The 25,920-nt window shown below is 30.8% G+C and carries 23 protein-coding genes; 18 read left to right on the top strand and 5 right to left on the bottom strand.

Annotated elements, in window-relative coordinates; genetic code table 11:
- The first annotated feature begins 139 nt into the window (after positions 1 to 139).
- The 8 genes from KTF99_RS15080 to KTF99_RS15045 all read left to right on the top strand — a co-directional run bounded on the left by KTF99_RS15080 (position 140) and on the right by KTF99_RS15045 (position 12,445).
- Complete coding sequence (locus KTF99_RS15080; protein WP_008792377.1) at positions 140 to 1,405, top strand: glycoside hydrolase family 125 protein; 1,266 nt, start codon at positions 140 to 142, stop codon at positions 1,403 to 1,405.
- A 146-nt stretch (positions 1,406 to 1,551) separates the two neighbouring features.
- Entirely contained in the window at positions 1,552 to 2,892 is a 1,341-nt protein-coding gene (locus KTF99_RS15075; RefSeq protein ID WP_009299413.1) for a PTS sugar transporter subunit IIC, read from the top strand.
- Entirely contained in the window at positions 2,876 to 5,530 is a 2,655-nt protein-coding gene (locus KTF99_RS15070; protein WP_226817393.1) for a glycoside hydrolase family 38 C-terminal domain-containing protein, read from the top strand. Before KTF99_RS15075 ends, KTF99_RS15070 begins: the two co-directional genes overlap by 17 nt.
- A 40-nt stretch (positions 5,531 to 5,570) precedes the next feature.
- On the top strand, positions 5,571 to 6,332 hold the full coding sequence (locus tag KTF99_RS15065) for a MurR/RpiR family transcriptional regulator (RefSeq protein ID WP_034559684.1): 762 nt from the start codon (positions 5,571 to 5,573) through the stop codon (positions 6,330 to 6,332).
- Between the two features lie 17 nt (positions 6,333 to 6,349).
- Complete coding sequence (locus tag KTF99_RS15060) at positions 6,350 to 8,551, top strand: glycoside hydrolase family 3 N-terminal domain-containing protein (RefSeq protein WP_003534962.1); 2,202 nt, start codon at positions 6,350 to 6,352, stop codon at positions 8,549 to 8,551.
- Between the two features lie 177 nt (positions 8,552 to 8,728).
- Positions 8,729 to 10,249, top strand: coding sequence for an LTA synthase family protein (locus KTF99_RS15055; protein ID WP_226910308.1), 1,521 nt, complete (start codon positions 8,729 to 8,731; stop codon positions 10,247 to 10,249).
- Between the two features lie 139 nt (positions 10,250 to 10,388).
- Positions 10,389 to 11,708 (top strand): FtsX-like permease family protein, encoded by a 1,320-nt coding sequence (locus KTF99_RS15050; protein ID WP_217215627.1) that lies wholly within the window; start codon positions 10,389 to 10,391, stop codon positions 11,706 to 11,708.
- Positions 11,696 to 12,445 (top strand): ABC transporter ATP-binding protein, encoded by a 750-nt coding sequence (locus tag KTF99_RS15045; protein WP_009299419.1) that lies wholly within the window; start codon positions 11,696 to 11,698, stop codon positions 12,443 to 12,445. The genes KTF99_RS15050 and KTF99_RS15045 overlap by 13 nt, the downstream gene beginning before the upstream one ends.
- A 36-nt stretch (positions 12,446 to 12,481) precedes the next feature.
- Here the strand turns inward: KTF99_RS15045 and KTF99_RS15040 are convergent, their stop codons facing one another.
- The 3 genes from KTF99_RS15040 to KTF99_RS15030 form a co-directional block, all read right to left on the bottom strand.
- Positions 12,482 to 12,973, bottom strand: coding sequence for a hypothetical protein (locus KTF99_RS15040; RefSeq protein ID WP_003534957.1), 492 nt, complete (start codon positions 12,971 to 12,973; stop codon positions 12,482 to 12,484).
- 131 nt (positions 12,974 to 13,104) lie between these two features.
- Entirely contained in the window at positions 13,105 to 13,971 is an 867-nt protein-coding gene (locus KTF99_RS15035) for a M15 family metallopeptidase (protein ID WP_003534954.1), read from the bottom strand.
- Between the two features lie 4 nt (positions 13,972 to 13,975).
- Entirely contained in the window at positions 13,976 to 15,166 is a 1,191-nt protein-coding gene (locus tag KTF99_RS15030) for a CapA family protein (protein WP_008792369.1), read from the bottom strand.
- A 92-nt stretch (positions 15,167 to 15,258) separates the two neighbouring features.
- On the opposite strand from KTF99_RS15030, the gene KTF99_RS15025 reads away from it, so the two are divergent.
- The 3 genes from KTF99_RS15025 to KTF99_RS15015 all read left to right on the top strand — a co-directional run bounded on the left by KTF99_RS15025 (position 15,259) and on the right by KTF99_RS15015 (position 17,702).
- On the top strand, positions 15,259 to 15,996 hold the full coding sequence (locus tag KTF99_RS15025; protein ID WP_003534950.1) for an acyl-[acyl-carrier-protein] thioesterase: 738 nt from the start codon (positions 15,259 to 15,261) through the stop codon (positions 15,994 to 15,996).
- A 711-nt stretch (positions 15,997 to 16,707) separates the two neighbouring features.
- Positions 16,708 to 17,298 carry a hypothetical protein gene (locus KTF99_RS15020; RefSeq protein WP_003534947.1) on the top strand — a complete coding sequence of 197 codons (591 nt, stop codon included), beginning with the start codon at positions 16,708 to 16,710 and terminating at the stop codon, positions 17,296 to 17,298.
- Between the two features lie 140 nt (positions 17,299 to 17,438).
- Positions 17,439 to 17,702 (top strand): DUF1294 domain-containing protein, encoded by a 264-nt coding sequence (locus tag KTF99_RS15015; RefSeq protein WP_008792366.1) that lies wholly within the window; start codon positions 17,439 to 17,441, stop codon positions 17,700 to 17,702.
- On the opposite strand, the gene KTF99_RS15010 is transcribed toward KTF99_RS15015, so the two are convergent.
- Positions 17,699 to 18,514, bottom strand: a complete 816-nt coding sequence (locus KTF99_RS15010) for a methyltransferase domain-containing protein (protein WP_008792365.1) — start codon at positions 18,512 to 18,514, stop codon at positions 17,699 to 17,701. The genes KTF99_RS15015 and KTF99_RS15010 overlap by 4 nt on opposite strands.
- 72 nt (positions 18,515 to 18,586) lie before the next feature.
- Between KTF99_RS15010 and KTF99_RS15005 the strand changes: the two genes are divergently transcribed.
- A complete protein-coding gene (locus tag KTF99_RS15005) occupies positions 18,587 to 19,630 on the top strand; it encodes a metallophosphoesterase (protein WP_029481876.1) in 1,044 nt (347 codons plus the stop codon).
- A gap of 166 nt (positions 19,631 to 19,796) precedes the next feature.
- Positions 19,797 to 20,861, top strand: coding sequence for a metallophosphoesterase (locus tag KTF99_RS15000; protein WP_003534937.1), 1,065 nt, complete (start codon positions 19,797 to 19,799; stop codon positions 20,859 to 20,861).
- Between the two features lie 104 nt (positions 20,862 to 20,965).
- Here the strand turns inward: KTF99_RS15000 and KTF99_RS14995 are convergent, their stop codons facing one another.
- Entirely contained in the window at positions 20,966 to 21,592 is a 627-nt protein-coding gene (locus tag KTF99_RS14995; protein WP_008792362.1) for a pyridoxamine 5'-phosphate oxidase family protein, read from the bottom strand.
- Between the two features lie 78 nt (positions 21,593 to 21,670).
- On the opposite strand from KTF99_RS14995, the gene KTF99_RS14990 reads away from it, so the two are divergent.
- From KTF99_RS14990 to fba, 5 genes are all read left to right on the top strand, one after another.
- Positions 21,671 to 22,231: a GNAT family N-acetyltransferase gene (locus tag KTF99_RS14990; protein ID WP_008792361.1), complete on the top strand. Its 561-nt coding sequence runs from the start codon at positions 21,671 to 21,673 to the stop codon at positions 22,229 to 22,231.
- 68 nt (positions 22,232 to 22,299) lie between these two features.
- Positions 22,300 to 22,560 carry a hypothetical protein gene (locus KTF99_RS14985; protein ID WP_029481874.1) on the top strand — a complete coding sequence of 87 codons (261 nt, stop codon included), beginning with the start codon at positions 22,300 to 22,302 and terminating at the stop codon, positions 22,558 to 22,560.
- 1 nt (position 22,561) lies between these two features.
- Positions 22,562 to 23,302 carry a TrmH family RNA methyltransferase gene (locus KTF99_RS14980; RefSeq protein ID WP_003534927.1) on the top strand — a complete coding sequence of 247 codons (741 nt, stop codon included), beginning with the start codon at positions 22,562 to 22,564 and terminating at the stop codon, positions 23,300 to 23,302.
- Positions 23,303 to 23,329: 27 nt separating this feature from the next.
- Positions 23,330 to 24,514 (top strand): MalY/PatB family protein, encoded by a 1,185-nt coding sequence (locus KTF99_RS14975; protein ID WP_008792359.1) that lies wholly within the window; start codon positions 23,330 to 23,332, stop codon positions 24,512 to 24,514.
- 443 nt (positions 24,515 to 24,957) lie between these two features.
- Positions 24,958 to 25,824, top strand: coding sequence for a class II fructose-1,6-bisphosphate aldolase (gene fba / locus KTF99_RS14970; RefSeq protein WP_003534921.1), 867 nt, complete (start codon positions 24,958 to 24,960; stop codon positions 25,822 to 25,824).
- Positions 25,825 to 25,920 lie beyond the last annotated feature (96 nt).

The following is a 25,920-nucleotide window of genomic DNA, read 5'->3' as shown; positions in this document are numbered from 1 at the left end:
CAACATAGGCTTATAGCCTCAGAGAAAACCACGTCTTTTAGGCGTGGTTTTTATTTGCTTAATCTTGTAAAAAATATACAGTATTGGGAATAGACAATTTAAGGAAAGATAGCTATGATTGAAACAGGAGGAAAGCATTATGACGATTAAGGAATTATTGGAACAAGCTGATACAGTATTGAAAGATGAAAAGTTACGCGAAATGTTTAAACGGTGCTTTTTGTCTACGCTAGAAACAAGTGTTAAACGAGAAGGTGATAAGACTTATATTATTACCGGAGATATTAATGCAATGTGGTTACGTGATTCAAGCTGTCAAGTTAATCATTATTTAAAATATATTCATAATGATAGTGAATTACAGTCAATAATCAAAGGATTAATTAAAGCTCAAGTTGAATATGTTTTGTGGGATCCTTATGCAAATGCATTTTTAAATACAGAAGATGTTGAAAGGGAATATCATGATACGACTATTATGAAACCGTATGTCTGGGAGCGAAAGTATGAATTGGATTCATTATGTTATCCGGTAAAATTAAGTTATCAATATTATAAAGAAACTGGTGATAAAAGTATTTTTAATCAACAGTATTTACATTTTATTAGAACTCTTTTAAATGTTTTTGAATGTGAACAAAATCATAGTCAAAATTCATCATATACGTTTGAACGAGAAGAAGCAAAAAAATGGAATTTAAGAAAAACCGAAACCCTCCAAAATAAAGGACGTGGTTTTGAAACACGTTATACCGGAATGATTTGGAGCGCATTTAGGCCAAGTGATGATGCATGTACTTTTAATTATAATATTCCTGGCAATATGTTTTGCAGTGTTGTTCTGGGATATCTCAAGGAAATTGTGGAATTAGTGTATCAGGATGAATATCTTCAAGAGCGAATTGTTGATTTGAAATTTCAAATTGATTATGGTATTGAATTATTCGGTATTGTTAGACACCCTAAATATGGGAAAATATATGCCTATGAAACAGACGGTTATGGGAATCATGTATTAATGGATGATGCCAATGTACCAAGTTTATTGTCAATTCCATATTTAGGATTTGCGGATGCTAATGATGAAATTTACAAAAATACACGAGCGTTTATTTTAAGTAAAGAGAATCCATATTATTTTGAGGGGAACAGGGCAAAGGGAATTGGATCGCCACATACCTGGTCTGAATATATATGGCCGATTGCGCTATCTATGCAAGGATTAACAAGTTTATTACAGCATGAAAGAGAAGCTTTGATCCAGACTATTATTGATAATACCGGAGGTACTGGATATTGTCATGAAAGTTTTGATGTAAATGATGATACTCAGTTTACAAGACCATGGTTCTGCTGGGCTGATTCTTTATTTGCGGAGCTTGTAATCAAAACTTATTTTGAATAAATAATATCTATGATAAAATAGAAAAATGATAAGAAGATTTCGATCTTCTTTTTTTGTTTTTTGATTAGGAAAAATTTTACAAGTTCTGTAATTCTCTTATGGAAGCGCTTTGTATATACTTTTATATGAAAGAGGGAGGAAATAAAATGAAATTAATTATGTCATTATTAGAAAAGTATTTAATGCCATTTTCTAATAAAATTACATCAAACAAATTGCTTAATGCAATTAAAGATGCTTGTATTCTTACAAGTCCTTTTACCGTGGTAGGTTCGTTGGCAGGTCTAGTAAGTCAGCAGGCAAATTATTGGTTTGGAGAATGGGGAATCCCATTGGATGGTATTTTAGGAAGTATTATCAATGCCTTTACAAATATTAATACTGTGGCTATGGGTTTAACTGGATTAGTTGTTGTTATTGCTTCTTCATACAATTATGCTAATCAATTAAAAGGGCTAAATAAAGGAGATAAATGTGTTCCATTAGTTGCTTGTATTGTTTCTTTGATTGCTTATATAGCAACTATTCCTAATGCTATTAATGTAGGTGATAGTACAATTACAGCTTTTCAAATCAACTTCTTTAATTATGAAGGAATGTTTGCGGGAATGATTATTGGATTGGCTTCATCATATATGTACTATAAACTAGTTAATTCAAAATTTACAATTAAATTACCCGGACAAGTACCGCCAATGGTATTAAGTTCATTCTTATCAATTATTCCATTCTTTGTTATCATTACTGTATTTTCAGTGATAAAGGAAATTGTTGTTTTAGCAGGATTTGATTCAATCCAACAATTGATTACTCAATTTATTATTACTCCACTAAATGGGATTGGTACAGGTTTACCAGCAGTTATTTTAGTAATTATAATTATGCAATTATTATGGTTCTTTGGAGTTCATGGTTTTTCAATTATGTGGGGATTAATTTCTGTATTGTGGATGCCAATTTTCTATGAACATATTCAAATTTTTGTTGAAACAGGTTCTTTTGATAAAATTACACAAGTAGCACCAAATACTTTATGTAATGTCTATGCAATGATTGGTGGTTCTGGCTCTACTCTAGCATTAGTTGTATTATTATTAGTATTAGGGAAAAAAGGTTCTGCTGAGAGATCGATTGGAAAGGTTTCAATTATTCCTGGTTTATTTGGGATTAATGAACCTGTAACATTCGGATTACCGATTGTATTAAATCCAATTATGTTTATTCCATTTGTATTTGTACCAGTTATTAATGCAATTATTGGATATTTTGCAACATCATGGGGATTAGTTAACCATTTGGTTGTATTGAATTCTGGGGTGGAACCAATCTTTGTTAATGCTTGGGTATTGGGGGCATTTACATTGAGTCCAGTTATTTTATGTATAGTATTATTTATTTTAGATTTAGTTTTATATTATCCGTTTGTAAAATTACAAATCAAGCAAAATACTTTAGAAGCACAGAATGAAGGTGCTGCCGTTGAGTAAGATACATTTTATTCCCCATGTTCATTGGGATAGAGAGTGGTTACGTTCAACGGATTCATCAAGAATTAAATTAGTCTATTTTTATGATCGACTGATTGAAATGTTAGAGAATGATCCACAAATGAAATATTTTACATTTGATGGACAAACAGCAGCGTTAGAAGATTATTTAGCGATTAAACCATTTCAAAAAGATAGGATTTCGCAATTAGTAAAGAATCGAAAATTATTTATTGGACCATGGTATGTTCAACCAGATATGATTATTCCCTCGGGTGAGGCGCTGTTAAGAAACTTATTAGTTGGTTCTAAATATGCTGCGGGATTAGGTCATTGTATGAATGTTGGCTGGGTCCCGGATGCATTTGGGCAAAATAAGATAACTCCTTATCTATTTAAAGAAATTGGTATGAAAGGGATATTTGCTTGGCGTGGTTTTGATTATGATGTTTTAGATGATTCATTATTTATGTGGCAAGGAAATGGTGATGCATCGCTGCCAACTGTTCATTTTGCTTTGGGATATGGGCATTACCGAGGATTTCCAGAGGATTATGAAGAAGTAAAAAAAGATATGACAGATTTTATTCCTAAATTAGAAGCTCGTTATCAAGATCAAGAAGTTTTATTTATGCTGGGGAGTGACTATGCTTTTCCACGGAAACATTCTTCAAAGACAATTGAACAATTGCAAAAAGATGGTTATGACTGTATTATGAATAACCCTGAGGATTATCTTGATACACTGCTTAATGCAGCAAAGAAAAATCATCATCAATTAAAAATTTATCAAGGTGAAGCAAGAAGTGCTGCACTAGGTCGAATTCACGCTGGTATCACCTCAACTAGAATTGATATAAAAAATGCAATGCGTCATTATGAAACAATGATGGCAAAAGTAATTGAACCAATGATTAGTATCTCGCGTTTTCAAGGAGGCTATTGTGATCAAGAATTAATTAATTATTTTTGGAAGATTATTTTTAAGAATCAATTTCATGATTCTATCTATGGTTCTTCACCAGATAGTATTAACCATACTGTAGAAAATCGTTTATTAAATTTAAGACATGGTTTAAATGAGCTAATCTGGATGAATTTCCGTTATTTGGCAGAATCAGTGGATTTGAGTGTACTAAAGGAAAATGAGGACATCTTAGTTCTATTTAATACTCTTCCTTATCAGCGTAATGATTATGCTTTTACAAGCATGATTGTTAAAGATAAGAACTTTGTGTTAAAACGTCAAGATGGAACAATCGTCCCTTATGAAATAATGAATGAAGTTAAAGCAACTAGCCATGATATTGAATATTATAATGGAATGGAAAATTTTCATGATGCAGGAGAAGTTTTAGAAGGAACAAAATTTAAAGTACAAATTAAGATTGCGGCATCTTTCTTACCACCAATGGGCTATGAAGTTTTAAAAGTGTGTTTCCATGAAAGAACTTCAAAAAGACCAGAAGGAGATGTTGTCATTTTAAAAAATGGTGCTGAAAATAAGTATTTAGTGATGCACATTCAAGAAGATGGAACGCTTTCTGTTACGAATAAACAGACTCAGGAAACATATCATCAGTTAAATACTTTTGTCGAAAAGGGGGATGATGGTGATGAATATAATTATTCTCCATGTATAGATGATACAGAAATAAGAATTAATGATATTCATCCAATGATTACTTGTATTGAATCATCTTCTATTGAAGTAAAGTATCGGCTTGAATATCAAATTCAAGTTCCTGAAAAAGTAGTTGATCACCATCGTGTACAAGCATTAAAACCCCTTAAAATATGTAGCGATGTCTCTTTGAAGGCAAACAGTCAAACAATAGATTTCGTAACTAAAATTAATAATCATTCATGTGATCATATCGTAAGAGTATGTTTTGAAGATATTTATAAAGCAGCAGAAAACTGTAGTCAAGATCAATTTGGAACAATTATCCGTCAAAACGTAATAAAAAATCAAAAGAGTTTAAAAGATGGTGCCACTGAGTATGTTCTGCCAATATATGCAATGCAGCGTTTTGTTAAACTAGATCATCAAAAATCAATTATGGCAGTATTAAGTAAAGGACCATTGGAATATGAAATTGAAAATAATCAAAAAATTTGTTTAACCTTATTAAGAAGTGTAGGAAAATTTGGTAAAGCGGATCTATTGATTAGACCTGGACGTTCTTCAGGATATCGTATGGATGCACCATCTTCACAATTATTAAATCAAACTATAACAAGTGAATATTCATTGTTTTTTGGAACGAAAGAACAGATGAGTAAGATGATTCAAACAGCAGAAGTAATAAATACACCAGTTCAAACACGCTATCTTAATGATATAAGTAGACGTGAAAATTTAAAACTTGATTGGTCTTATAGTGCGATTACGTTGGATGAACGAGTGGAATTTATGGCTTTGAAAAAAGCTGAAAATAGTGAAGCTTCTATCTTCCGGATTTTAAATAATCGTGAAGTAGATGTCGCAGATGTTGAGCTTTTCATTCCTATTAATAAACGATGTTATTTATGTGATGTTCAAGAAAATAAACAAACAGAAGTTGAAAATCAAAATGGAAAGGTAATCATCAAAAATATTGTGTCAAATACTTTCGTTACTGTTATAATAGAGTAGATTTTTTCTACTCTATTTTCATATAGGAAGGGTAATGCATATGAGTTTAATTAAGAATTTTCAAAAATATGGAAATAATTTAACAGAATTAGAAATTGAATGTTTTAATAAATTATTAACGTTTCGGGATTTAGAACCAAGTTTGACGATTTCTTCTTTAGCAGAAACATTAAATGTATCTACAACGACTATTTTTAGGATGGTAAAGAAATTGGATTATAAAACATTTATGGACTTTAGATATGATCTTTTATATCATCGTCGAGACGAATATGAGTATCAATCTCCAGTTGAGAGTACATGTGATTCCTTGGAAAAAGAAATTAAAGATACGATTGAGATGTTACGCAATCTAGATATTGATGATGTCATTAAGGATATTGTTAAAGCTAAAAGTGTTTTAATCTGTTCTTCAGGAATGAACAAATATGTTGCAAAGATATTAGCAGTGAAGTTGAGTTTATATGGAATTAGAACGATTTATCCTGATGATCACTGGTTTTTATACTTAGAAGCTAATAATTTGACTCAGGATGACTTTGTAATTGTGCTATCAAGAGGTGGTGCTACTGAGGCAATTATCGATGTAATGAAAAATGCCAAACTTAGTGGTTGTAAAATATTATTGGTTACAGAAACGAGAAATTCCCCAATGACGAAACTGTCAAATTATGTGATGAATGTTTCTGTAACTAAGGATGAAGGATATGATATTGATTCACGTTTGCATATCCATTTAGCAATAGAATATTTATTAAGAGAATTAATGAATCAATACTTATATAATAAAAAATATTTATAAGAAATGAGAAAATAGAGATGATTGAAAAAATTGTAAAAGAGATGACGTTGAAAGAGAAAGTTGGTCAATTAAATCAACATTTATATGGATGGCAATGTTATCAAAAAGTTAATGGAAAATATGAATTAACAGACTTATTTAAAGAACATGTTAAGGAATATGGTGGCGTTGGAGCAATTTATGGCATTTTACGTGCTGATGCCTGGTCTCAGATCAATAGAGAAAATGGAATTAGTCGTGAAGATAGTAAAATTGTCATTACAATGATTCAAGAATATATAAAAAAACATTCACGTTTTGAAATCCCAGCATTAATTAGCGAAGAATGTGTGCACGGACATATGGCATTAGGGGCACCGGTATTCCCAACTAATTTAGCAATGGGGATGACTTGGAATCCTGATTTGATGGAAAGAATTACGCATAATGTGAGCCAGGAACTTGCTGCCAAAGGTGGAAATTTGGCATTATTTACGGGATTTGATGTTTTAAGAGATCCTAGATGGGGCCGTAGTGAGGAATGTTTTAGTGAGGATGCTTACTTAACAAGCTGTATGACAAGTGCAGCAGTACATGGATTCCAAAAAGAAAAGAACGGTGTAGCTGTAGTTGTCAAACATTTATGTGCGCAAGGGGGTTGTGTAGGTGGACATAATTCAGATGCTGCATTAATTGGACCTCGGGAGTTGCGAGAAATTCATTTACCACCAGTTAAAGCAGCGATTGATGCTGGCGCTAAGGCAGTTATGGCTGCATATAATGAAATAGATGGAATTCCTTGTCATATTAATAAAGCATTGCTTTTTGAAACCCTTAGAAAAGAATATGATTTTTCTGGTATTGTTATGGCTGACGGATGTGCTTTAGATAGATTATTGTTGTTGGATGATGATATCTTAAAAGTTGGCAGTTTAGCACTTAAAGCGGGAGTAGATCTGAGTTTATGGGATAATGTTTATTTACGATTAGATGAAGCAATAAAACAAGGTTATTTAACTGAAGAGGAACTTGATCAAGCAGTATTAAGGGTATTGAGATTAAAAGAAGAATTAGGATTATGGGAAGAACTAAATACTTATTCATTACCAGAAGCATCAGATTTATTACTTCAGGCCGCTCGGGAATGTCAAGTATTATTGAAAAATAATGATTCACTTCTTCCATTATCCTCAAAACAAAAAATTGCTGTTATTGGTCCAAATGCTAACCACTACTTAAATCAACTTGGAGACTATACTGCTTATCAAAACAAAAGTGATATTGTTACAGTGTACGATGGTATTTGCCAAAAAACAGAAATTTCCCCTATCTATGTACAGGGATGTTCAATACGGGGAAGAAAATTCGATATTGAGCCCGCACTCGTGGCAGCTAAAGCGGCGGACATTGTTATTTTAGTATTAGGCGGTAATAGCACAAGATTATATCAAGATACCTTTGAAAACAATGGTGCGGTAAAAGCAAATCAAGAAAACCAAATGAATTGTGGGGAAAACATTGATTTAGCTTCATTAGAACTAGAAGGTTATCAAAACGAGCTTTTATTAGCTTTGAAAGAAGTGAATCCACACATAGTAACAGTATTGATTCAAGGCAGGCCACACGTCATAAATACGGTTCTAAAGCATTCTCAAGCAGTTTTAGCAAGTTTTTATCCTGGTAGTAGAGGCGGTGAGGGAATTGCTGATGTCTTGTTTGGAGATTATAATCCAAGTGGGCATTTAAGTGTTTCTATACCGCAACATGTAGGACAATTACCTTGTTATTACAATCATAAACATAATGGAGCACAAAAAGATTATGTTGACATGCCCGGTGAAGCGCTGTTACCTTTTGGTTATGGCTTAAGTTATTCACAATTTATTTATCGAGATATCAAGGTACCTAAAGCCATTAAAATAACCGATTTACTTGAAAATGGAATTGATTTGCAGTTAGAAATATACAATAACAGTACCTATGATGGTGAAGATGTAATACAAGTTTATTTAAAGGATCATCAGGCTTCAGTTGTTTCTAGAGTAATTGAACTTAAGGCTTTTAATAAAGTAAAAATTCAAGCCTATCAATCAAAACAGATAAGTATTCATTTAACTTCAGATGCTTTTGCTATTTGGAATTATGAAATGAAATATCTTGTTGAACCAGGTGATGTTTCAATTTGTATCGGAGTCGATTCTAAGCATTATCAAGAATTTAAGCTTACTCTTGTAAAATAAATATAGTATTAGTCATTTTATTATTATCTAATAAAAATATACTTTATTAATTTAAAATTCACATAAGAAGAGTAAGGTAAATGTAAAAATATGGTAAAGTTTGGTGAATGAAATTTTTGTTTTAGGTCTATTTATATGCTAGAATAAATAGAAATAATAAGAAGAAAGATGGTTGTGATGATAGAAAGAATAATACAGTTAATTACATTTAAAGAAGTGATTGGATCATTGATGATATTTATTGCAGTTTTGATCGTAGCCTCAATTATTTGGGGAAATCGAACTTTTTCTGTGAAGACATTAAATCAAATGATTTTTCATTTAAAAGTTCCTATGGATGGTACAGATGATGGAATTTATACTGACTGGTTTCTTCATACAGTTCCTCAGAGTTTTGTAATTGTTGCATTCACAGAAATAATCGTTTTTAATCTACCTTTACCAGCATTTCATATATATTTAATAGCGCATATATTTGCAATTGGTTGTTTTGCAATTATTGGTTCTTTGCTCTTTGCTTTGTATAATTATCAAATTTTTGGATATGTTTTTGATATGCTTAGAAAAACACAATTATATGAAGAACATTATGTTGATCCCAAAGGGGTAACGTTAACTTTTCCAAGCTGTAAACGAAATATTATTCATATCTATTTAGAATCTATCGAAAATGCTTATTTAGCAAAAACATCGGGTGGTGGTCAAGATGTTTCTTATATGCCTGAACTTGATGCATTAGCGAATCAAAATATTAACTTTTCTCATCATAACCAAATCGGTGGAAGTTTGACCTTAGAGGGAACACAGTGGACGATTGCTTCAATGGTTGGCCAAGAAGCAGGAATTCCGCTGTTAGTACCATTTAATTCAAAATCATATAATGATAAATCGAATTTTTTTAGTGGTGTTTATACACTTGGTGAAATTTTGGAACAGCATGGTTATATAAATGAAATCATGATGGGTTCTGATAGTAATTTTGGGTGTACATCAAATTTTTATAAACAACATGGTAACTATTATATTTCCGATTACAATACCGCAGTTGAGGAAGGAAGAATTGCTAAAGATTATTTTGTTTTTTGGGGTTATGAAGATAAAAAGTTATTTGAGTTTGCTAAAGCGGATATTACTAAATTGGCTAAAAGTGGTAAACCTTTTAATATGGAGCTAGTCACGATTGATACGCATACACCTGATGGGTATGTATGTGAAGATTGTCAGCATAAATATAAAAGCCAATATGCAAACGTAATTGCCTGTCAATCAAAACAAGTGAATAATTTTATAAATTGGTGCAAGAGCCAGCCATGGTATGAAAATACAACTATAGTTATTACTGGTGATCATAATAGTATGTCAGAAAAGTTTTTTACTAATCTTGATCACGATTATGTTCGGACACCATACAACTGCTTTATTAATAGTGCAGTTACTACAAAATTTAATAAAAACCGAAAATTTTCAATTATTGATATGTATCCTACTATTTTAGCAGCAATGGGGGTAAAAATAGATGGAAACAAATTAGGTTTAGGAGTTAATCTTTTTTCTGGTGAGAAAACTTTGATTGAACAATATGGTTATAGAAAGATTAACCAAGAGGTCAAAAAGAAATCTAGATATTATCGTCATAAGTTAATTGGTGATGATATAAAAGAATGTGAACAAAAAGAATTAAGTAAACGAAGTGATTAAAATCGTACACTAAAAATAGTGTACGGTTTTAATCGTTTTTTATTTAAAAACATTGACTATACGCTTAGACAATAGTTTAGAGTAAAGGAAGAAAAGGATATTATTAAAGCATCTTTTTAATAAAAAAGGAGGGATTGGGATGCTGCAGATTTCTTTACAGATGCTATGGAAAGAGCGAAAAAAAGCTTTAAATCTTGGAATTACAATTACAATAACTTTATGTGTATGTATTATTTTTCTCCAATTCTTTAATAATCCCATAATTAACTATTTAGTAAATATTTTAAAAGATACAACAAAGTTTTATGGTTATGAAGCAATTACTGAATACGAAGTGATGCGATTTTATGATGGAATGTATAAAGGGACAATGGTCATTATTTTATTAGTGATTTTTATTTCATTAATAATGTATTCTTGTAATTACTATAATAAAACAAATTCACGGATTGTTGGTCTATTGAAAATAATGGGGTGTCGTGATCGAGAAATTTTATTTTTCCAGATGATTCAGTTGATTGTGATCACTTTAATTAGTTATTTAATTGCTGTGGGAATTAGTTTTTTGCTGATTCCATTATGTCAGGCACTTGCTTATCTTTATATGGGGGTTAGTGAAAATATCTTTTATTATGCTTTAGAAACATATGTCGATTCTTTGCCCTTGGTACTGCTTCTATTAGTTTTTATGACTTTTATGCAAATATCGTATTCTATCCGCGGAGTTATTCCTGATTTACTTAAAAATGATGAAATCGTCTCGTTTAAGAAAAGAAGGCGAATAACGATAGTAGCTAACGTTAATTATATTGTATTATTTATTATAGGTACTTTTACTATCTACATCAGTGATTTAAATCAGGGATTGATTTTTCCAGCCGGTTTATATGTAATAGGAGCATATAATTTAGGTATTATGTGTTTTCCTAACTTATTAGAAAAGTGGATTAAATTAAAGAATATTGATGCTAAAGAAAGTCTAATTTTTAATAACTTTATTTTGAATCTGCAGCAGATGAAATCAGTTATTTTAATGTTTGTATTATCTTCTGCAATTTTATTAACAATGATGTGTACTAATCTTGATGATTTACAGTATATGATCTTATTTCAATTGGGGTATGTGCTAACAAATATTGTTTTAAGCTTTACATTGATTAATCGTTTTAGAATTAATCAAATTAATAAAAAGCAATATTATCGTAATTTAAGTCGATTAGGTCTTAATTATGAAGAAATCAGATATATGACAAAAAAAGAAAAAACATTGATGTATGAAATGATTGCGGTCTTATTATTGGTATATTTATCAAATTTAAATATTGCTTTTGTCTATCGTGATAAAATGGGAGTTTTGTCTGCATTATTTCTTATATTAGAGCTTATTATTCCATTGTTTATTTCATATCGAGTTGCTGTATATCAAGAGGAAATGAGGATAAGAAAATGGAAGAAATAATTAAAGCGGCTAATTTAAAAAAAGTGTATGGCTTAGATACACCATATCCTAAAACGGCATTAAATGGAGTTTCAATTTCAGTAAATAAGGGGACTTTTGCATGTATTATGGGGACTTCAGGTTCTGGTAAAACAACATTGATAAATATTCTATCAACAATTGATGAGGCTACTTCAGGAAAATTATTAATCTTTGATCAGAATATAGTTGGGTTGTCGGATAAAGAAAAAGCAAATATTAGAAAGAGATATATGGGATTTATTTTTCAAGATTATAATTTGATAGATTCTTTAAAAGTAATTGACAATATTTTATTTTCTTTAAAACTTAATAAAAAGAATATTATCAATGAAGCAGAAATCAAGCAAATAATTAGCAGTTTAGGTATTGAAGAACTTTTAGATAAATACCCTTTTGAATGTTCAGGGGGTCAACAGCAGCGAATTGCAATTGCTCGTGCACTTGTATGTAAGCCAAAAATTCTTTTTGCTGATGAGCCGACAGGGAACGTAGACAGTATTAGGGCTAAGCAATTAATGGAGTATTTTACAGAGATTAATCGTAAATATGGTATTACGATTGTTATGGTTACTCATGATTGCTTGGTTGCATCATATGCATCAGAAATGTATTATGTTGAGGATGGGAAGATAATTAATCATATTTTTAAAGGGAACGATTCTTTTGAGAAATTTTATAATCGAATTGCAAGGATATCAATGCAAATTAAATTGTAAACTAAAAGGGTAGCATTTTTTGCTACCCATAAGAGTTTAACGAGCTTTTTGTAAAGCTTTTTTTAGTTTGAAATCATCGATAAAACGAAGTGGAGTTTCATAGGTTCTTTGTCCATAAACAAATCTTAATTTTTTTGCTTTTGGATATGAAACACGTTTAATTTTACGATAATCCAGTTTGATCTTACCGATCATCATTTGACGGTGCCCAACTAAGATGATTTGCTGTAAAAGAAAACCAATCGCTAGTGTTCCGATCGTTAAGACATTTAGTGGTAAATATAGGTCGTCTAATTTATTGTTGATTAGCGCTAATACCATTAAAGCAACGCTCCCCACAAATAAGGCAATATAGAAAATTGTTAGGCCAATGTAAAAATATTTACCAGTATTGCTTAGACATGATGATAGGGTACTATCATCTTTTTTTGCGCGATACATTGCTACTGCTAAAGAAATATTTGTGTATGTAAACCATAATAAGGCTAAAAATACCAAAAAAGGTAATACATTTGTAATAATATCCATTAGTCATACTCCTTCTTTCAATATCTCTATTATACTAGAAAATCATGAATTAGCCTATATAAAAATTGATAAAAGTTTAATAATCATCATAAATTTTAGTGAAAAAATAATAGCCTGAGTACTGAAACAGGCTATTTTGCATAATTTTGTGCGTAATATTCATCATATGTTAAATTACTAGCAGTCACTTTTTTAGCTAAATCTTTTCCTAAATAGCGAAGATGCCAAGATTCGTAGCTATATCCGGTAAGTGTATCTTTGTTTTCTGGATAGCGAATAATAAAGCCGTAGTTAGCTAGTTGTCCAAGAAACCACTGATATTGGGGATGCTTTATAACGTCTTCAAAACTGTAATTATCAAGTGCAATATCACAAGCTAGACCGGTCGTATGTTCGCTATGACCGGGGCGGCTACAAGTTTGGTCAGCTTTAGCAACGCTGTATGTATTCACCATATGATTATAGATTTCGGTTTGCCAGGTTGTCGAACGATAGCCACTAACGACGTATAGATTAAAGCCTTTAGTTTTACATGCTTCTTTTAATGCAATAAAATCATCATAAACAACTTTTCGCATCTGATGTTTTCGATATTTATAGGCAGGATCACTTGTATTGGCATAAGTATCATTGATGTAAATAAGATCGTCGGGAGTGAAGTTATCATCTAATTTATAATATTTATTTACGATTGTATTTAATTCTAATGGCTTATTTTGAGGAATGATTACTTCATAGAAAGGATAATCAAGATTCATGTTAACTCGGGTAATTATTTCTTCTGTCGAAAGATCGGGATTAGTTTTTTGATAGTTTTCATAACGTTCTTTTAACGAAGTTTGATAATATTGGGGATCGTTATTAACTGTTTTTTTCGGTTGCTTTTCTTCTGTTTTGGTTGAATTACTAGGCAAGAACCAGTAGATTATAGTACCGGCAATAATAAGGGGAATAAAAACTAATAATACTTTCTTTTTATTTAAGCGTTTTTTATTCATGGATTTAGTCCTTTATAGTTATTTTATCACCAATAACATCTCTTGTTTTGGCTTTGTATTGCTGAATAATGTTAGGTTTATCATGTAAAACAAAATGTTTAGCTAATTTATCATCTGGATATTTTGCAAGAGGATAAACTTCAACAGTATTATCACCGAAATGATTGATTAGTGGTGTCCAGGTAATGTCATCTATAAAAATTTTAGCATCTTTTTTAATAAAGTTTAATGATAACATCCCTTCTAATTGTGTATCTTGAGTTTCCATTGTACTTAAAAAATTTCCTAAACTGTAAGCAATGAGTGTTTTATTCCCACTTTGGCCATTCACCCATGTAACAGGTTGAATGATATGAGGATGAGTTCCGATTACTAAATCAACTCCTAAATCAGCAAATAATTGAGCATACTCTTGTTGTTTAGCAGTTACTTCCGCCTCATTTTCATCACCCCAATGGGCAGAGACGATTATTACGTCTGCTTGTTCTTTGGCTTTTTGAACATCTGCTTTGATTGCTGCTGTATCCTCCAATAAGGGTACAGCATAGGCAGTTTGTTTTAACAACTTATAAGGATTAGTATTATATTCATTGAGACTTTGGGTATAAGATAAAAGTGCAAATTTGATACCGTTTTTTTCAATGATCCTAATTGTATCACGATCACTTTGGCTATCGTATGTACCAGTATAAATAATATCTTGATATTGGCGCCAAGTCTGAGAAGCCGCTTTAACACCTTCAAAATCACGGTCGAAAGAATGATTAGTAGCACCATTGATCATATTAAACCCAGTGTCAATTAAATTTTTAGCTAATTCACTTGGTGAATTAAAAGCCGGATATCCTGTAATTTTTAAGGTATCACCACCTAAAATTGTTTCTTGATTAATAAAAGCAAGATCAGCATCTTGAATATATTTTTTTATATGTTTATAGCAAGGGGTAAAGTCATATGTACCGTTAGTGCTGGCATATTGAAAAACACGCTCATGAATAATATTATCACCAACAGCAACCAGAGATACAGTATCATAGCTTTCTTTTTTTGCTTTAGCTTGCTTATTTTTTGTAACACCGTTTGAATTATTAAATAATGGTAAGATAGTTAAATTGATAATAAGTGCGATTATTATGATTAAGCAGATTATTACCAGTGATGCAAAGGCTACCCTCTTTTTATTGATCTTCTTCATATGATTACCTCTATACAATAGTTTTAATTTGTTTTATTATATAGTTATTATATACTGATATTTATATTTTAGTATAAAAAAAAGGAGATATTATGGAGAATATTGTTTCTTATTGCGATTTAACAATTGAATGTCAAGAAGCTGATTATCAAGGAAACTATCGAATCTCATCTTTATTATCCAAGTTATCAGATTTAGCAACTAAAAATGCTGTTGAAGTAGGAATATGGAGGCCGGAGTTAGGGGAACGATTTGGTTTTGTTTTAGCTAAAGAAACATTAATTTTAAAAAGACCAATTAAGATAGATGAAAAAATAAGATTAAAAACTCGTGCCGCAGCCTGTAAAAGAATCCAGTTCACACGTAACTATTGGGTTGAAGATGAAAACGGTGATGAAATAGCATCAGTATACTCATTATGGACTTTAATAGATTTAGAAAAACGAAGAATTACTAAACCTGATAAAGCAGGAATTATAATGCCAGAAATCAAGTCTTATGATTATACGATCGAAGAATATCATGAAATTATTAAAGAACTGCCATTGGATTATGTCATGGAACGTCAAGTTTTATATAGTGATGTTGATGTAAATCAACATATGAATAATAGTCGTTATATTGAATGGGCATTTGATGCTGTGGGTCTAAGGATATTTGAACAACATTATTTTAAAGAAGTAAGTATTTTATATAAACAAGAAATGGCTCCGGGAACAATTGCTAAAATATATCGTTATTTTGATGATAAATATGTTAAAGTTGTTTTCAAATCTATTGATGATAGTGTTATATATTTTGAAATGGGTGGCTATTTAGATAATTTTTGATAAAATTTTCATTATATGAAAATTGATTTTCACTATTTGAAAACTATTAATAAGATATTATGGTATTATAAACGTGTCCCAAATATCTATAATAGTATTCGTTTTCCCGTATAGAATACAGATATTAAAAAAAGCTCTTGTCCCAAAGGGCTTTTTTATTTTTACAAAACAGACCTTACAATTATTTTGATGCAAAAAGCGATAAATAGAAAAATTTTCAGCTTCAATTTTTTCATCAAGAACTAATTTTTTGGTAAATAATGAATTTTATGAATATAAGGCTCACTGCCAAGACAGTAAGTTAGCTCAATTTTTAAACATTTAGAATCATAAGCTGAATATAATTCAGCTTGAGGAGATAACATGATTAAATAAAATTTTATATCTTCTTTTTTAGTTGCAAACCATTTTTATTAAGAATGCTAGAAAAAGATTGTTTATTGATTAAAGAATTAGAGATAATCGTAGTTCTCTTACCGTTTTTTACGGTTTATCACATCATTATGATGATGAATATCTTATTAATTATGCTGCTATATTGGGGGTGTTGGCTCGTAAGACTTAAGGCGACAGTCCGGTTATAGGTTGTAATGATATTGTGGAGTATCTTAAATATGATAGCAGTGGCACTAAACGAGAGAATTAAAGTCATCTTAATTTTAGTTCTTTTTCTTATCTAATTAGTGACGAACTTGGACATAATAACGTATAATGGAGATATGGAAAGAAGGTGGCATGATGATTTTAGATTATCCAAAAATTTATAAAGAGAAAGAATTGATTGGTCAGGGTGGTAATCAAGATTGGTTTGCTGACTCTTGGGCTCGTAAAGCTGGTTGTGCAAGTGTTAGTGCTACTGATATTTTTATCTATTATACGAAAAGAGAACGTGAATTTGATAAATCAACGTATTTAGACTACATGAATGAAATGTTCAAGCTGATGGAACCTGGTAAGCGTGGATTTCCGTATGTCTTTTTATATGCAAGACGATTGAGTAAATTGTTAAATAATTGTGAGTATCGTATTTTTAGACGTCCAAGACTTTATGATGCTAGTGAAATTGTTAAAGAGAGTATTGAGCATGGTAATCCTTTAGGATTATTGATCTTAACACATCGACGTCGTAAGATTCGAGATGATTTATGGCACTGGGTAACGATTGTCGGTTACGAAGAAACTAAAAAGGGTCTAGATATTATCTTTTTAGATTGTGGTGATGAAAAAAGGATTCCTGCGCGGATTCTTTTTGAAAAAAGTCGTTTTAATGTTGTTAAGATGGTTCGTTTTTTTTATCGATAAAAATAGTATTAAATAACGAAATATTTTGATGAAATAATGATTTAATATAATGCAAAGAAACACTATAAAAATTTAATAGGTTCTCTTGAAATATGTTGTTAGGGGAATCGCGATATCTATTTGGAGATAACAGAAGACCGATGAAATTATTAATCAGCTATATAATTATAATTAACTTGATGATGATATTATTATATGGAATTGATAAGTATAAAGCAATTCATCATCATTGGCGAGTTTCTGAGAAGATACTATTAATAGGCGCTTTGTTTGGTGGTTCACTAGGAGCGATATTAGCGATGTATGGATTTAATCATAAGACTAGGAAAAATATTTTTAAGTATGGAATACCTTTACTTCTAGGACTTCAAATCATACTGATAATAAAAATAAGCATCGGTTAATCGATGCTTGTTTGATATATTGTTATTTTAATATCAATTGTAATATCTAATCGTTCTAATTCATCAAGAACGCCCCGGCGTTCTTTTTTTATATGGTAATAATGGGGGGTCATCTTTAGTAAATTTAAAGCATCTTCACGATTATCAATTTTTACTTGATGAACTAGATCATAGCTTTCAATTGTTTCAAAATCTAAACGAATATATTTGTCACTTTTAACTTTGATTTCATCATATATTAATTCTTTTATTTCAATTAGATGATTTGGGTTGGCAGTTACATGGATAATATAACCACCCTTTTTTAAAGTACGTTTCAGCTCATCTTGATTTACGACTGTAAATAGAGCTGTGATAAAGTCTAATGAGTGATCAACGATAGGTAAGTTCTTACTATTACCGACAAGCCAATAAACATCTTTAGTATATTTAGTGGCCATATTGATAGCTTCTTTAGATATATCTAATCCATAAATAGTGTCTTGGCTAAAGATTTCTTTTAATCCTCGAGTATAATATCCTTCACCGCAACCGAGATCAAGTATATCTAGTGGGGTATCATCACGATATTTTTTTATACAGTCAATAACTGAATTTAAAATGACATCATAATATCCTTTAGTTAGATATGCTTTGCGGGCAACTAAACTTTCTTTACTATCACCAGGGTTATTTGTAGCTTTATCAGGATTTAATAACAAATTTAAATATTTAGTTTTAGCTAGATCATAGCAATGATTATTGGCACATTTATATGAATTTCCTTCTTGAACGATTGATTCATGACATTTTGGACACGCTAATTTATGCATAATTTCACCTCGGAGTTATTATACCATAAATATAATCTGTGGTATAATTTATTCTTAAAGGAGGGATAGTTTTTGATTTTAACCGTAATGATGGTAGTAATTGCTATCTTGATCAATATATTTATTGCATATCATTTTAAAAAATATTTAAATAAGCATAGAGTTGTTGCAGCAGTAATTATTGTTTTAGTTGCTGTAAGTGTAAGTATTGAAATGATAATTTTAGGATTTTTAATCAATTTGTGTATTTGTTTGATAATTGCGGATTTAATTTACCTGCTTATATTTAAGACAAAATTGAAAAGACCATATCAAAAAGTTTATCTTATTGGAGTACTTATTTGTAGTTTAAGCTTGAGTGTTTATGGGATATATAATGCAAATAATATTGTAATCACAAATTACCAAGTAAGTATTAATAAGGAATTTAAGGATAAAAAGATCATGGCACTTTCCGATATTCACTTGGGAACAGCTGTTAAAACAGTAGATCTAAAACAGCTTGTTACGCAAGCTGAGAAAATTAAACCAGATATGATTTTTTTAGTTGGGGATGTTTATGATGAAAATACCAGTAGCGATGAAATTGATGATTCGATGAAAATATTCACCCAGTTAGCTAAATCCTATCCAGTCTATTATGTAATTGGAAATCATGAAGTTGGTTATAGTAGTTCCCCATTAAAAGAACATAACATATTAGAACGATTGCAATTGGCAGGAGTCAATACTTTAAATGATGAATATGTTGAATTTGAGGATATAAATATTGTAGGACGTCAAGATTATAAGATTAAAAAGCGAAAACCTGTAGAACAGATTATTAACGGGATGAATCAGAATAAACCAGTGATCTTATTAGATCATCAGCCTCGCTCATTAGAGGAAAATAAAAAGCTAGGAATTGATTTGATGATCTCTGGTCATACTCATGCTGGACAAGTATTTCCGATGTTACCGCTTTGGAATCTTTTAGGAATTAATGAGATGAATTATGGTTATCGTCATGATGATAATTTTAATGCGATCGTTTCTTCGGGAATGGGGACTTGGGGGTTTGCCATGAGAACTAGTAAAAATTGCGAGATTGTAGTAATTGATTTGATTAGTAAATAAGAACATAAAATACTAAACAGATTTTGTAATGTATTACTATTTTTGAAGCTTAAGTGTGCGAAAAAAGAAGTGATTTCAAATGATCTTAGTTTAGTTTTTTTATTGACAATAGTGAGATAATTTAAGATTATTTTGTGATATAATTTACTAAGGAGATGATTTTATTATGAGCTGGTTTGTTTTAATGGAGATGACTTTGGTAGCAGTTATGACAGTATATCTTGCTTATCATACACATTTGGTTTTTGCTAAAGCAAAATATCGAAAGATTATTACAACAGTTATTATTGGAATTTTAATCGGCTTGTGTTTATATAATTTGATTTTCTTTGGTTTTTTGGTTAATGCATGTATTTGTTTTGTAATCTTTGATATTATTAATTTAATTTTATATAAAACTAGATTTAATCGTTATTTTAAATTTATTTATCAACGGGGAATGGTTGCTTTGGCTGCCAGTGTTATTTTAAGTTTTTATGGAATTTATAATGCTAAAAATACTGTTATTACTACGTATGATGTAATAATCAATAAATCTTTTGTAGATAAAAGCCTAATGGTAGTTTCTGATATCCATTTAGGAACAGTTGTCACTAAGGCGGATTTAACAGAGCTTAGTGAACATGCTGAAGCTATTGCTCCAAGTGGGATTATTCTACTTGGTGATATCTATGATGAAGGGACCACCCAAGATGAATTTGATTATTCATTACAGGTATTTAAAATATTGGCTAGTAAATACCCTGTTTATTATATTGAAGGAAATCATGAAATTGGTTTCCAAGGTGGCTCACCACTTAGGGAATTTAATATTGTTAAGAAATTAAAAGAAATAGGGATTAAGGTATTGTTGGACGATGTTACTAAATTGGATGATATTTATTTAATTGGGCGTAAAGACTATGTTGTAAAAAAGCGAGAAGCTTTAAAAGATTTGACGGAACCTTTAGATACTTCTAAACCGCTTATTTTATTGGATCATCAGCCACATGATTATGAATTAAATGAACAATTGGGAATTGATTTACAATTATCAGGTCATACTCATGCTGGACAAATATTTCCTTTAAATTTCTTATTTAGTTTTATTAGGGTTAATGATTTGAACTATGGAATTGAAGTAAATAATAATTTTCATGGGATCGTGACCTCAGGAATGGGTGGCTGGGGATATGCAATGAGAACTGCAAAACACAGTGAAATAGTAGTTGTGAATTTAAAAAGCTCCTAGATATAATAAGCTCTGTTGTTAAAACAACTTAAAGGGCATTACAGCTAGGAACTGTTTGATTTGAAGTATTTTAGTATTACCTTTGTTTATTGTGAATTTGATAATTAACGAATATGTGTTTTTCCGTTAATATAATCAATTTCTAATTCGATGATATTAGTTGTATCGACCATCTTATCATTGTATGGGTGTTCTGGCGCTAAATGGCTGACTATTTCTAATAGTGCAGCTTTTTTTGTCTCAAACTCAGTTACTTCATGAACTGTTCCAAAGACAGCGACGGAATTATGGTTATGAGTTCCTGCTTTTAAATTAATACCTAGATCTTCAACTATAAGATAAGTGGCACGCTGTTCAATGCTGTTTAGTTTATAGCCGCTTTTAGCACAGTGAAAAAAAATACGGTTATCAATAATGATGTGATTTAAAGCTACACTATAAGGTAGTCCTTCATGGGTGAATGATAAAACACCGTAATGAATTTTATCCATGATTTTATAGCATTGATTTAAAGAAATTAACTGCTTGTTTTTTCTGTTTTTAGTCGGTAGAGAAAAAGCTAATAATGATTCGAAATCATCTTGATAGTGCATTGTTATGCAGTTATTGATTGTCTGAATAGAACATTCATTTTTAATGATTGCCAAGTAATCAGTGTTTAAGTCACGTAATTGTGAACGAGTGAAAATGTAGATTAGGTCATCTTGATATAAATCTTTTATTTTATCCATTGCTATTCTCCTTTGATAAAGTTAGTATTATTATATCATGATTATACAGTTTATCTTAGAAAAATGGAGGAATTATCAATGACGAAAATTAGGCTTGCTGTTGCAACAGCTGATGATGCTGCAAGGTTATTGGAAATATATCGACCTTATGTACTAACAACAGCAATCACATTTGAATATGAAGTACCAACTTTAGAAGAATTTAGGGCAAGAATTGTTTCAACTTTAGAAAAGTATCCGTATCTTGTTGCTAAGCTTGATGATAAGATAGTAGGCTATGCTTATACATCCGCATTTAAAAGTCGGGCTGCATATCAGTGGGCTGTAGAAACATCGATTTATATTGACCTTGATTATAAAGGTGGAGGAATTGGCAGTATGTTATACCATAAATTAGAAGAAATTACGAAACAGCAAAATATTATTAATTTAAATGCTTGTATTACTGCTGGGAATCCAGAAAGTATTGTGTTTCATGAACATTTTGGTTATCAAAAGGTGGCTTATTTTACTAAATGCGGCTATAAGTTTAATCAATGGCATGACATGATCTGGATGGAAAAAATGTTAGGAGAGCATCCAGGCAAACCAGCACCAGTGATTCCTTTCGGGAAGTTATATAAACATCTCTCAATTTAAAAATAACAAACTTTTCAAAACTAAGTAAACACGCTATAATTATAAAAATAACAATGGAGGTAGTTGAAATGGGATTTTTTGGTAAGAAGAAAAAGACAGTTGATTTGCAACAGGTATTTAAAGATAAATATAAAGATATTAATCAAATTGTAAATGATGCTAATAATGAGTTAGATTTAGAAATTCAAATCTCGTTATTAGAATTAGCATATGATAAATATAATGATCTTTTAGATTTAATTGATCAAGGTGTTGATTTTGATAAAGCACATTTTTTATCAATGCAGCAGGATTTGAAAAAGCAAATTGATTTATTGAAAGGTTTATAAAATGAAAATAAAAACATATCATAAAGATTTTGATTATACATATACTCTTGGGGTTTTTGAAACGATTGAATTATTAGAGAATAAACCAGAATTGGTGATGCGTGTTTATCTCAAAAGTAACTCTTATCAAAATAAGGGTGTTAAGATTATTGAGAATTTATGTCAACAAAATAAAATTGAATTAATTGAAAGTGATAATACAATTAATAAATTAGCGAAAAAAGATAATTGTTTTGCTATTGCAATCATTAAGAAATATACGATGGATTTAGAAGATGCTAATCATGTTGTTTTAGTTAATCCCGGAGATATGGGAAATATGGGGACGATTATTAGAACTATGTTAGGTTTTAATTATACTAATTTAGCGATTATTCGTCCTGGAGTCGATGTTTTTGATCCACGAGTAATTAGGGCATCGATGGGGGCTTTGTTTAATATTAATTTTGAATATTTTAATAGTTTTGATGAATATCTAACTAAATACCCTGAACGTGAAGTCTATCCATTGATGTTAAAAGGAGCTAAAAATATTCATCAGATTACTGCTGCAAATAATAAACATTCATTGGTTTTTGGTAATGAGAGCAGCGGACTGCCAGATGATTATTTAAAATATGGGCAAAGTGTATTTATCCCTCATAGTGATAAAATTGACTCACTAAATTTATCCATGGCATTAGGAATCACGTTATGCCACTTTTCAATGATGGAATTCAAAGATAAACAGGTATTGCGATAATAAGTGGATTATAAGGAGATTGTAAGAATGTATGATTTTGATAAAATAGTCAAACGTAGAAATACAAAATGTATTAAATGGGATACTTGGAAAAAAGAAGGAAAACCGAAAGATATTTTACCTTTATGGGTTGCTGATATGGATTTTGAAACCTTGCCAGAAGTTACTGAGGCAATTATTGAACGCGCTAAACATGCAGTGTATGGGTATTCAATGGCTGGCGATGATTATTATGAGGCGGTTTGTAATTGGATGAAGCGTCGCCATCAATTAGATATAAATGCAGATAATATTGTAACAACAACGGGGGTAGTAACAGCGCTTAAAATCGCAGTTAATGCTTTTACAGCTCCCGGTGATGCTATTATCATTAATAAACCAGTGTATTATCCATTTGATTTTTCTATTGATGAAAATCAACGTAAGAAAATTGAATGTCCGATGATGTTTACTGGTCAAACATACGAACTAGATTTTGATTTGTTTGAGCAGTTGATTATTGATAATGATGTGAAAATGTTTATTTTATGTAATCCGTATAATCCAATAGGAAAAGTTTGGAATAAAGAAGAATTATTTAAATTAGGTAATATTTGTAAGAAACATAATGTACTGGTAGTCAGTGATGAAATTCATCAAGATTTTATTTATAAGGGGAATAAGCACCTTCCTTTTGTTAATGTTGATGCCTCATTTAAAGAATTTACAATTATTTGTACAGCACCAAGTAAGACTTTCAATCTGGCGGGTTTACAGACGTCTAATATATTATTTTTTAATCATAAATTAAAAGAAAAGTTTATTAAGGTTAAAAGTTCACTAGGATTTCCGGTGGAACCAACAATTTTTGGTATTGAAGCGTGTAAAGCAGCTTATAATCATGGTGATAAGTGGGTTGATGAATTAGTGGCTTATCTTGATGGCAATATTAAATATCTTGATGGTTTTTTAAAGAAAAAACTACCAATGCTCAAAATGATTAAACCTCAGGGGTTATATCTTGTTTGGGTTGATTTTAGTGCTTTGCAAATGACGCACGAGGAATTAGAAGCATTTATGGTCAATGAAGCTAAATTATGGCTTGATGAAGGATATATTTTTGGTGTTGGTGGAGCAGGTTTTGAGAGATTTAATTTAGCGATGCCGCGCTGTTTATTAGTGCAGGCTCTAGATAATTTATATCAAGCGTTAAAGAATAGACAGCTAATATAAAGATCACCGGTGGTGGTCTTTTATTTTTTTGTTTATAATAAATTATTATTGACATAATAATAAAATGTAATATAATAAAACCGTATCAAATCTTGTTTGATATAATGAGCGCAGATTTAATATGTTATCTTTAGAGATTGATTTTTTAATTGTTCTCCAAATAGTTTAATAATTCAATCTTTTATAGATAAGGAGAAAATGTAGTTGATGTTATGTCCCGCCAGTAGCAACAAGTTTCCCACTGCTATTCATCGTGTATATCTATTTTTTAGTGATGTAGCATCATTGATGCTGCATTTTCTTTATTTTCTAAAAAAGAAATCGCTTACGACTCAGATAATGGGGTAAAAATATAGGAAATAGGCAAAAAAACTTTGTGTTACTATGGAAATTTCAATTAAATAATAGTAATATATAGGAGTAAAAAGAAAAGGAGAAATTTTATGGGATTAGTATCAGCAACAGAAATGTTAAATAAAGCAAAAGAAGGACATTATGCAGTTGGTCAATTTAACATCAACAACTTAGAATGGACAAAATCTATTCTTTTAACTGCAGAAGAATTAAAAGCTCCAGTAATCTTAGGAGTATCTGAAGGTGCTGCTAAATATATGACTGGATTCAAAACTGTATCAGCAATGGTATCAGCAATGGTAGATTCTTTAGGAATTACTGTACCAGTAGCTTTACATTTAGATCATGGTAGCTATGAAGGAGCTAAAGCTGCTTTAGAAGCTGGTTTCTCTTCAATCATGTTCGATGGTTCTCATTATGGAATTGAAGAAAATATTGAAAAAACAAAAGAAATCGTTGAATTATGTCACTCAAAAGGTGTATCTGTAGAAGCAGAAGTTGGATCAATTGGTGGAGAAGAAGACGGTGTCGTTGGTAAAGGTGAAGTAGCTGATCCAAAAGAATGTAAAATGATCGCTGACTTAGGAGTTGACTTCTTAGCAGCAGGTATTGGAAACATTCATGGTAAATATCCAGAAAATTGGGAAGGTTTAGATTTTGATGCATTAGATGCAATTCAAAAAGAAACTGGTAAATTACCATTAGTATTACATGGTGGAACTGGAATTCCAGAGGATATGATTAAAAAAGCAATTACTTTAGGTGTTTCTAAAATCAATGTAAATACTGAATGTCAATTATATTTCCAAGAAGCAACAAGAAAATACATTGAAGCTGGAAAAGATTTAGAAGGTAAAGGATTTGACCCTCGTAAATTATTGGCACCAGGTGCTGCAGCTATCCAAGAATGTGTTAAAGAAAAAATGGAAATCTTTGGTTGCATTGGTAAAGCTTAATTATAACTATAGTTAATGGGGATTTCACATATGTGAAATCCTTTTTTGTCTGCAATAAAACCCCCAGCTAGGCTGGGGGTCTCAAAAAGCTTTAGC

This window comes from Erysipelatoclostridium sp. MSK.7.34, from assembly GCF_019041935.1.
Classification (GTDB): domain Bacteria; phylum Bacillota_I; class Bacilli_A; order Erysipelotrichales; family Coprobacillaceae; genus Thomasclavelia; species Thomasclavelia ramosa.
Note: the sequence above shows the minus strand (reverse complement) of the source record. Positions and strands in the feature narration are given on the sequence as shown.

Coding starts and splice junctions, on each gene's coding strand:
- KTF99_RS15040 (WP_003534957.1), bottom strand. CDS start 12,973: ATGGATATTATTACAAATGTATTACCTTTTTTGGTATTTTTAGCCTTA.
- KTF99_RS15010 (WP_008792365.1), bottom strand. CDS start 18,514: ATGCATAAATTAGCGTGTCCAAAATGTCATGAATCAATCGTTCAAGAA.
- KTF99_RS15050 (WP_217215627.1), top strand. CDS start 10,389: ATGCTGCAGATTTCTTTACAGATGCTATGGAAAGAGCGAAAAAAAGCT.
- KTF99_RS15000 (WP_003534937.1), top strand. CDS start 19,797: ATGAGCTGGTTTGTTTTAATGGAGATGACTTTGGTAGCAGTTATGACA.
- KTF99_RS15045 (WP_009299419.1), top strand. CDS start 11,696: ATGGAAGAAATAATTAAAGCGGCTAATTTAAAAAAAGTGTATGGCTTA.
- fba (WP_003534921.1), top strand. CDS start 24,958: ATGGGATTAGTATCAGCAACAGAAATGTTAAATAAAGCAAAAGAAGGA.
- KTF99_RS15015 (WP_008792366.1), top strand. CDS start 17,439: ATGAAATTATTAATCAGCTATATAATTATAATTAACTTGATGATGATA.
- KTF99_RS14985 (WP_029481874.1), top strand. CDS start 22,300: ATGGGATTTTTTGGTAAGAAGAAAAAGACAGTTGATTTGCAACAGGTA.
- KTF99_RS15060 (WP_003534962.1), top strand. CDS start 6,350: ATGATTGAAAAAATTGTAAAAGAGATGACGTTGAAAGAGAAAGTTGGT.
- KTF99_RS15035 (WP_003534954.1), bottom strand. CDS start 13,971: ATGAATAAAAAACGCTTAAATAAAAAGAAAGTATTATTAGTTTTTATT.
- KTF99_RS14995 (WP_008792362.1), bottom strand. CDS start 21,592: ATGGATAAAATAAAAGATTTATATCAAGATGACCTAATCTACATTTTC.
- KTF99_RS14980 (WP_003534927.1), top strand. CDS start 22,562: ATGAAAATAAAAACATATCATAAAGATTTTGATTATACATATACTCTT.
- KTF99_RS15080 (WP_008792377.1), top strand. CDS start 140: ATGACGATTAAGGAATTATTGGAACAAGCTGATACAGTATTGAAAGAT.
- KTF99_RS15025 (WP_003534950.1), top strand. CDS start 15,259: ATGGAGAATATTGTTTCTTATTGCGATTTAACAATTGAATGTCAAGAA.
- KTF99_RS14975 (WP_008792359.1), top strand. CDS start 23,330: ATGTATGATTTTGATAAAATAGTCAAACGTAGAAATACAAAATGTATT.
- KTF99_RS15055 (WP_226910308.1), top strand. CDS start 8,729: ATGATAGAAAGAATAATACAGTTAATTACATTTAAAGAAGTGATTGGA.
- KTF99_RS15065 (WP_034559684.1), top strand. CDS start 5,571: ATGAGTTTAATTAAGAATTTTCAAAAATATGGAAATAATTTAACAGAA.
- KTF99_RS14990 (WP_008792361.1), top strand. CDS start 21,671: ATGACGAAAATTAGGCTTGCTGTTGCAACAGCTGATGATGCTGCAAGG.
- KTF99_RS15030 (WP_008792369.1), bottom strand. CDS start 15,166: ATGAAGAAGATCAATAAAAAGAGGGTAGCCTTTGCATCACTGGTAATA.
- KTF99_RS15075 (WP_009299413.1), top strand. CDS start 1,552: ATGAAATTAATTATGTCATTATTAGAAAAGTATTTAATGCCATTTTCT.
- KTF99_RS15020 (WP_003534947.1), top strand. CDS start 16,708: ATGGAGATATGGAAAGAAGGTGGCATGATGATTTTAGATTATCCAAAA.